This window comes from Streptomyces triticagri (genome assembly GCF_003429565.1).
Classification (GTDB): Bacteria; Actinomycetota; Actinomycetes; order Streptomycetales; family Streptomycetaceae; genus Streptomyces; species Streptomyces triticagri.
Genome location: NZ_QUAK01000053.1, coordinates 1 through 8,288, shown reverse-complemented (window position 1 = coordinate 8,288; position 8,288 = coordinate 1). Strand labels below are relative to the sequence as shown.

Genomic DNA, 8,288 nt, shown 5'->3' with positions numbered 1-8,288 from the left:
ATGGCCGGGCGCCCCCGAGGGTGCCCGGCCATCGGCCGTTCTGCGGTGGTCCGCCCGCGCCGGTACGTCAGCCCTTGAGCTCCGCCATCCACGCCTCGACCTCGTCCGCGCGGCGCGGCAGGGCGTCCGAGAGGTTCCGGTTGCCGTCGTCGGTGACCAGGATGTCGTCCTCGATGCGGACGCCGATGCCGCGGTACTCCTCGGGCACGGTGAGGTCGTCCGCCTGGAAGTAGAGGCCCGGCTCGACGGTCAGGCACATGCCCGGCTCCAAGGTCCCCGCGACGTACGTCTCGGTGCGCGCGGCGGCGCAGTCGTGGACGTCGAGGCCGAGCATGTGGCCCGTGCCGTGCAGAGTCCAGCGGCGCTGCAGGCCGAGCTCGAGCACCCGCTCGACCGGGCCCTCGACGAGGCCCCACTCGACCAGCTTCTCGGCGAGCACCCGCTGCGCGGCGTCGTGGAAGTCGCGGTACTTGGCGCCCGGCTTGACCGCCGCGATGCCGGCCTCCTGGGCCTCGTACACGGCGTCGTAGATCTTGCGCTGCAGCTCGCTGAACCGACCGTTGATCGGCAGGGTGCGGGTGATGTCGGCGGTGTAGAGCTCGTTCGTCTCCACGCCCGCGTCGAGCAGGAGCAGGTCGCCGGAGCGGACCGGGCCGTCGTTGCGCACCCAGTGCAGGGTGGTGGCGTGCGGGCCCGCGGCGCAGATCGAGCCGTACCCGACGTCATTGCCCTCCACGCGCGCGCGGAGGAAGAAGGTGCCCTCGATGTACCGCTCGCTGGTGGCCTCGGCCTTGTCGAGGACGCGTACGACGTCCTCGAAGCCGCGCGCCGTCGATGCACAGGCCTGCTCGAGCTGGGCGACCTCGAAGGCGTCCTTGACCAGGCGCGCCTCGGAGAGGAAGACCCGCAGTTCCTCGTCCCGCTCGGCGGTGACCTTGTCGGTGAGGGCCTTCTCGATACCGGCGTCGTGGCCGCGCACGACCCGCACCGGGCCGGTGGCCTCGGCGAGCGCCGCGGGCAGTTCGCGTACGTCGGATGCGGGGATGCCGTACAGCTTCTCCGCCTCGGTGAGGGAGTGGCGGCGGCCGACCCAGAGCTCGCCCTGGCCGTCCAGCCAGAACTCGCCGTTCCCCCGGTCGGAGCGCGGCAGCAGGTAGAGCGTGGCGCGGTGCCCCTCGGCGGTCGGCTCGAGCACGAGGACGCCGTCCTCGGTCTGATTGCCCGTCAGGTAGGCGTACTCGACCGAGGCGCGGAACGGGTACTCCGTGTCGTTGGAACGGGTCCGCAGATTGCCCGCCGGCACGACCAGGCGCTCGCCGGGGAAGCGGGCCGACAGGTCCGCGCGGCGGCGCGCGGTGTGCTCGGCCTGGGCGACCGGCTCGAGGTCGTGCAGCTCGGTGTCCGCCCAGCCCGACTGCATATTGGCCGCGAGCTCGTCGGAGACTCCCGGGTACAGGCCGTTCTTGCGCTGCTTGATCGGCTCTTCCTCGGACTCTTCCGCGCTCTGGGGGGTGAGCTCGTCGGCCACGTTGCCTCCTCGGTACGACATAAGACCGCCTTCCATCGTATGGGTGAACGAACGGCGGAAGGCGGCCCGAGGCGTGTGAGATTTCAGTCGAAACGGGCGGCGAGCAGGACGACGTCCTCCGCGCTGTCCGCCCGGTCGAGACCGTCCGGCAGCACGGTGTGCAGCACGTGGTCGACGATCGCCTCGGGGTCGTCGCGCAGCCCCGCGGGCACGCTCGCGGCGGCGGAGTGCAGCCGTGCGTACGCCCGGTCCATCGCATCGCCGGTGCGGTGCAGCAGCCCGTCGGTGCAGAGCAGCAGCGTCTCGCCCGGATTGAGGATCAGGTCGACGCTTGGCGCCTCCCAGCAGGCCAGCATGCCGAGCGGCGCCGAGAGTGACGTCTCGGCGAACTCGGTCCTGCGGTCGCCGAGCACCAGGGGCGGGATGTGCCCCGCCCCGGCGAGCACGATCTTCCGCAGTCGCGGCTCGCAGAAGGCGAAGAGGGCGGTGGCGCTCCGGGCCGGCTCGGTCAGCCGGAGCAGCAGCTCCAGATCGGACAGCACGGCGACCGGATCCTCGCCCTCCATCACGGCGTACGCACGCAGGGACGCCCTCAGCCGGCCCATCGCCGCGACCGCGCTCGGGCCTGCCCCGGTCACCGAGCCGACGGCCAGGCCGAGTGCGCCGTCGGGGAGCGGCAGGGCGTCGTACCAGTCGCCGCCGCCGCGCGGTCCTGTGCGGTGCCGGGCGGCGAGGCGGACGCCGGCGACCCGGGGCAGTCGGGTCGGCAGGAGTTCGTCGGCGATGGTGGCCACCGTCGTGCGGGCCCGCTCGAGTTCGACGAGCCGGGCGAGGTGTTCGCCGGCGCTGTGGAGGTAGCGGCCGGCCAGCTGGCGCCGGCGCTCGGGGGGTTCGGCCGGTTCGTCGTAGAGCCAGACGACGGCGCCGAGGCGGCCGGCGGTCTCGGCGGTGAGCGGCACTGTGTAGCTGGCGGCATATCCGAGCCGGACGGCGACCTCGCGGTGGCGGGCGTCGAGGCCGTCCTCGGCGAGCAGATCGGGGTGGGCGATCTCGCCGTCGCAGCCCGGGAGTCCGTCGAGGATGCGGCCGATCGCGGTGGCGCTGCGCGGCACCGTCTCGATGTGCCCCAGATCGGCGTGCGCGAGTCCGAGTCCGAGTGTGGTGTCCGGGCCGTGGCCGTCGGCCGGTTCGAGTACGAGCAGTCCGCGCCGTGCGCCGACCAGTCCGGCGCCCGCGTCCAGGACTTCGCGCAGGGCGCTGTGCAGAGTGGTCGTACGGGCGAGACGCTCGGTGAGTTCGTGCAACGTGGTGAGATCGGAGACCCAGCCGGCGAGCCGGTCCTGGATGACGGCCGAGGGGGCGGGCGTGGGCGCGACAGTGTGCGCGGGGGATGGAACCGTTGAATCGATTCCAGCCACTTTCCCCAGCTTCGGGGTGCTCATGGCGTCCGGCTTCCAGGACGGCGCATAGTGCTCAATAGCATCGCAAACCCCCTGTAACGCTGAGCCGCTAGCAATGCCTCCACATCTACACGGACTGAAGAGGGGATGTCCAGCATTGTCCTGCTGGGATTCCTGGTGTCCAGAGGGAACGGTGGAGGAAAACAACATGGCCGAAAAGTGACAGCAGTAAGGGCGAATTGCGGTCGACTGGCTCTGCTCAACACGGCGTCACGTCGGTCGTGGCGGGTACGTAGTCGGTGTACGACAGGGACAGTTGGGCCGTCCCGGAACCTGACGACGCACTCGGACGTCTTAACGGACAGCGACCGCGTCCCCCACTCTCCAGTGGCGAAACGGCGGAGTACAGCGAGCACACGCACACGGCACACGCGCAGGGCGGACAAACGCCATGCGCGCGCCACCCTTCGCCAGGCTTTAATGAAGCACAGCCAACGCTCGACTCCAAGAGGCTCCCCGTGCCTCGGGCTCGGGGTGTGCAGCGCCGATCTTGTACGCGCAGTGATACGCACAGTGAACTGACGCACGCTTGGTGTGAAGTGGCCCTCGGCGTTCAACGGAAAGGAACGAGCGCTCATGCGCGAGATCCTCGGAAGGCGACGCAGGCTCCTGTCGAAGCGAAACGGTGGGCGCCCTGATCAGATCGGCGCGGCACTGGGTTTCGCCACCGGGTGGCGATGGCCGGTGCTCCCGGGCGTGGGTGGCGCCGAGTCCGGCAGCACGGGGTGCGCCTGCCCCGACCCGGAATGCCCGGTGCCCGCGGCACACCCCTTCGACCCCGGCCTGCTGGCCGCGACGACCGACGAACGCATGGTCCGGTGGTGGTGGACGAACCGTCCGACCGCGCCGATCGTGCTGGCCACCGGAGCACCCGGACCGTGCGCGGTCAGCCTGCCCGCGGAATCGGCGGCCGGCGCACTGGCCCAGCTCGAGCGCGGCGCAGTCCGGCTCGGCCCGGTCGTCGCCGCACCGGACCGCTGGACGTTCCTCGTCGCCCCGTACTCGATGGCCCGGCTCGGTGAGCTGCTCTACGCCAAGGACTGGGTGCCCGGTTCGCTGCGCTTCCACAGCGAGGGCGGCTATGTAGTACTGCCACCCTCACGGACCGCGACCGGCGAGGTGCGCTGGGAGCGCGGACCCGGCACGGACGCCGGCGCCCGCGGGGCCGGTGCGCCGCCCGCCGGCGAGGCACCCTGGCTCCCTCAGGTCGAGTCCCTAGTGGACGTCCTGGTCGAGACCCTCACCCGTACGGGTGTGAGCGCGCCCGAGTTCTAGCCGGCCCGGGGGCGCGCCGCCCGCGCCGCCGGTCGGCCGCCGCTACGTTCGGACTCATCCCTGGTCGTCGTACGGCAGTTGAGTCGGTGAGTCCCCTGAAGCGAGTCGGTCCTGCGGTGCTGATGGGCATCGCCGCGTTCACCGTCCTGCTGCCCTTCGCGGTCGCGTCCGCGGGTCCGTCGGCCCGGGCGGGGACGACCCGGGCCGGGCTCCCGGCGGATCCGGTGGACTCACGTGCCCCGACGGGCCCCGGCGGCAGGACCGAGCGCTGCGGGCCCGAACTGGCCTCGGCCGACGGAGTCGAGGCGCAGACCTGTGTGATCACCGACCGGGGACGCGCCTGGGCGCGCACCTACTACCGCAATGCCACGGGCGAAGCGCTGCGGGCCGTCCTGACCCTCCTCGGCCCCGGCGACCGTACTCTCCGCACACACTGCCGGATTGCGACGGGTGACGAGCCAGGGGTCTGTGAGACGCCGCGCGCACCGGTTCGGGCGGCGGACGACGCCGGCAGTGCGGTGGCGGAATTCGCGAGTGCGCAGACGGACGGGCCGCTGCTGCTGCGCTCCGGGAGCAACTCGCCCGACTCCGAAGGGCGTTGAGAACGCCGAGGCCGGGGTTGCCGCGGGGGCCGGTGGGACGGACCGGCGCCGGACATGGAAGCGCCCGGTCGCTGGCGACGGGGGATGCACCAGCGACCGGGCTACTTGAACGGTAACAAGAGATCGGCCGTTCGCAAATTCGATCTCGTCCATACCGAGACGGATTCACCTGCGACTACGGGGAGTTGTGACCGGGCTCATAGTGCCCGGTCCCTGGCCGCGACCTCGATTCAGCTGAGCGTGACCTGGCGGTTGGTCAGTCCGCCGCGGGCCCGGCGCTCCTCCCCCGTGAGCGGGGCGTCGCTCGCCAGGGCGGCGGCGAGCCGCTCGGCGAAGGCGGCGGCCGGCTTCTCCACGTCCTCGGCCGTGACTTCGCTCGGCAGGTCCCACACCGGGACCATCAGGCCGTGCGCACGGAACGAACCGACCAGACGCGTGCCTTCGCCGAGGCTCGACGTGCCGGCCGTGTGCAGCCGGGCGAGGGCGTCCAGGAGCTGCTCCTCAGGGTGCGGCATGACCCAGCGCAGGTGGTTCTTGTCCGGCGTCTCGCACCAGTAGGCGGCGCCCACGGAGCTGAGCCTGGCGGTGGGGATCGCCGCCTCGTTGGCACGCTCGAGCGAGGCGGAGACCTCCGCCGTGGCGTTCTCCGAGTCCGGCACCCAGAACTCGAATCCGCTGTGCACGACCGGCTCGAAGGGCGCCTCCGGGTCGAGCAGGTCCTGCAGGCGCGGGCCGTCGGCCGGAGCGCGGCGGCCGGAGACCGGGTGGCCCGGCTCGGTGTCGAGCGCCCGCTGCAGGATGTCCGCGAGGTCGCGGCTGAGGTCGCCCGACGAGGTGTCGTTCTGCAGGCCGATGAGCACCGAGCCGTCCTCGCGGCGCAGACCCGGCCAGGCCATCGGCAGCACGGTCGCGAGCGTCACCGCGGGCACGCCCTCCGGCAGGCCCTCCTTGAGGGTCAGCTCGACCGTCGCCGCCGGCACGAGCTCGCGCAGTGCGACCCAGTCGCACTCGCCGGGCAGGCCCTCGAAGGGCCGCTGGACGAGCTCGGTCACCGCATGCGCCGCCTCGCGGCCGTGACACGCCTTGTACCGGCGGCCCGAGCCGCACGGGCAGGGCTCCCGGGCACCCACGACGGGGATCTCGCCATCGGTGATCCGGGCCGCCCGCGCCGAGGGCGCTCCGGCGCGCTGCTTGGCCTTGGACTGTGGGCGCTTCTTGGCCATGGTCGCTGTCTCCCGGTGACGTCATCCTGCGTACGGGCGCGAGCCTAGCGGCTCGGTCGGACAGCGCAGACGTCAGAGGGGGACCGGCCACTTCCGGGTGAACGGTGCGCCGGTGGCGTCAGGCCAAGTCCTCGAAGTCCTCGAAGGGATCGGCGAATTCGATCTCGACGGCGGCCTGCGCACCGGGGCTCGGCAGCCGCGCACCGAGCTCGGACGGCACCGGCGCACCGGCCAGGACGACCCAGACGGTGACCTCACCGGGGGCGTTGTCCCGTACGCCCCAGTCGTCCGAGAGGGCGGTGATGATGTTGAGCCCGCGGCCGCCGCGCGCGGTGACCGAAGGAGTGGCCGGAACCGGACGGGTCGGACCTCCGCCGTCCGTCACTTCGACCGTCAGCCTGCCGGTCGTGTCGACGTGCCAGGAGACACGGACGTCCCCGTCGCCGACAGCTGATGCGCCCAGTGGCCTGCCGTGCCGGCAGGCATTGCTGAGCAGTTCGGAAAGGATCAATACGGCGTCATCAACGACCGAATCAGGCACTCCGTTCATGCGCAATTGCGTACGCATGCGGTGTCTTGCCCGACCCACGCCCGCAGGGCCATGGGGTACGGCCATGCTTGACGACGCGGGCACCTCCTGTGCCACCACCAACGCCACCCCCGAGACCTCCTTTGCCCCACGCCACGGTGTGAATGCCCCACTGTGCAGGACCGGAAACCGGCCAATCGTCATGCGGTGACGCACTCGTAACCATCGAACACGTACCGAACGCGCCGGTGCACACTGCGTGAGTGACGGCAGGTGCGGGTGAGTGCCGGATGTGGTGAAACGGTGTCCCGCGCGTGGACGGAAATCGCCCTTCACGCGCGCGTGAAGAAGAGGCCCCACCCGCAGACCGGCGACGGCGAACCCGTCAAGGCCTGCCCAGCCGATCGAGCACCGAGCGCGGCCGGTTGGTGATGATCGCGTCGACCCCGAGGCGGGTGCACAGATCGATGTCCGCCGGCTCGTTCACCGTCCACACATGCACCCGGTTCCCCGCGCGCTGCAGCTTCTCCACGTATCCCGGGTGATTGCGCAGGATGCGGATGCCGGGCCCCGCGATCCGCACCCCCGGCGGCAGCCGCCCGTNGATTGCGCAGGATGCGGATGCCGGGCCCCGCGATCCGCACCCCCGGCGGCAGCCGCCCGTCGCGGTGCCGAGGTGAGACGAACTGCATCAGATAGACCGTCGGCAGCGTCGGCGCGGCGGCGCGGATCCGGTGCAGCGACCGGGCCGAGAAGCTCATCACCCGCACCGGCGACGGCCCGTCCGCCGGCGGCGCGTCCAGACCGAAACGCTTCAGCAGCAGCATCAGACGTTCCTCCACCTGGCCCGCCCACCGGGTCGGATGCTTGGTCTCGACCGCCAGCTCCACCGGGCGGCCCGCGTCGGACACCAGCTCGAGCAGCCGCTCCAGGGTCAGCACCGAGGTGTCCGCCCAGTCCGGCGCCTCCGTGGCGTCGTCCGGTGCCGTACCGGCGTGCCGGGAGCCGAAGTCGAGGGTCGCCAGATCGGCGAGCTCCAGGGCGGAGACGGCGCCGCGGCCGTTTGACGTACGGTTGACGCGACGGTCGTGCACACATACGAGATGACCGTCGGCGGTCAGCCGTACATCGCATTCCAGAGCGTCCGCGCCGTCCTCGATGGCCTTCTTGTACGCGGCGAGCGTGTGCTCGGGGGCATCCTCCGAGGCACCGCGGTGCGCGACGACTTGGGGCGAGTACGGACCGGATCCGGGAACCGGGTCCTGTGGTGCGGAAGTCACCGCGTCATCGTGCCACTTCGGACGGCGCGAGCGGTGCGGGGGCGGTGCGGGGTCGAGGCCCCGGGGCGGCCCCTGTGGTTCTCGCCGGCTGTGCCGTACGCCCAGGTGCCGGATCCACAGGTGCGCCTTATGGTGCCCTGACGTCCGGTGGGAAAAGCTGATGGCAGACATCCGAAGAGTCGGCATCCGTGCAACCGGGCCTTGACCGACCGTGCAGGACGACGTCGCCGTGGACCGAGGAGAAAGAGCTGTGAGCACCGAGAACGAGGGCCCCGAGGTACCCCCCGCCCCGTCCGAGCCTCCCACCGCTCCGCCGGCCGCACCCGGCACACCGCCCGCGTCCGCCGCGGACGGCACCGCCCCGCAGGCGGCGCCCGCCCCCGCGGACCGC

At 71.8% G+C, this 8,288-nt stretch carries 7 protein-coding genes and 1 pseudogene; 2 read left to right on the top strand and 6 right to left on the bottom strand.

Annotated features, from left to right (window positions below):
* Nucleotides 1-67: 67 nt before the first annotated feature.
* Both DY218_RS09985 and DY218_RS09980 read right to left on the bottom strand, forming a co-directional pair.
* The gene (locus DY218_RS09985) at nt 68-1,549 is read right to left on the bottom strand and encodes an aminopeptidase P family protein (RefSeq protein WP_128555578.1); all 1,482 of its coding nucleotides are present in this window, start codon (nt 1,547-1,549) and stop codon (nt 68-70) included.
* A gap of 62 nt (nt 1,550-1,611) precedes the next feature.
* Nucleotides 1,612-2,970: a PP2C family protein-serine/threonine phosphatase gene (locus DY218_RS09980; protein WP_199566683.1), complete on the bottom strand. Its 1,359-nt coding sequence runs from the start codon at nt 2,968-2,970 to the stop codon at nt 1,612-1,614.
* Nucleotides 2,971-3,564: 594 nt separating this feature from the next.
* On the opposite strand from DY218_RS09980, the gene DY218_RS09975 reads away from it, so the two are divergent.
* Nucleotides 3,565-4,263: a bifunctional DNA primase/polymerase gene (locus tag DY218_RS09975; RefSeq protein WP_128555576.1), complete on the top strand. Its 699-nt coding sequence runs from the start codon at nt 3,565-3,567 to the stop codon at nt 4,261-4,263.
* Between the two features lie 86 nt (nt 4,264-4,349).
* A complete protein-coding gene (locus DY218_RS09970; RefSeq protein WP_233521461.1) occupies nt 4,350-4,865 on the top strand; it encodes a hypothetical protein in 516 nt (171 codons plus the stop codon).
* 230 nt (nt 4,866-5,095) lie between these two features.
* Here the strand turns inward: DY218_RS09970 and DY218_RS09965 are convergent, their stop codons facing one another.
* The 4 genes and pseudogenes from DY218_RS09965 to DY218_RS09955 all read right to left on the bottom strand — a co-directional run.
* Nucleotides 5,096-6,088, bottom strand: coding sequence for a DUF5926 family protein (locus tag DY218_RS09965; RefSeq protein ID WP_128555575.1), 993 nt, complete (start codon nt 6,086-6,088; stop codon nt 5,096-5,098).
* Between the two features lie 118 nt (nt 6,089-6,206).
* Nucleotides 6,207-6,833 (bottom strand): ATP-binding protein, encoded by a 627-nt coding sequence (locus DY218_RS09960; protein ID WP_128555579.1) that lies wholly within the window; start codon nt 6,831-6,833, stop codon nt 6,207-6,209.
* A 169-nt stretch (nt 6,834-7,002) separates the two neighbouring features.
* Nucleotides 7,003-7,220, bottom strand: a pseudogene (locus DY218_RS34990) (glycerophosphodiester phosphodiesterase); the annotation flags it as partial.
* Nucleotide 7,221: 1 nt separating this feature from the next.
* A partial coding sequence (locus tag DY218_RS09955) for a glycerophosphodiester phosphodiesterase family protein (protein WP_233521460.1) occupies nt 7,222-7,897 on the bottom strand: 676 nt, incomplete at its 3' end.
* Nucleotides 7,898-8,288 lie beyond the last annotated feature (391 nt).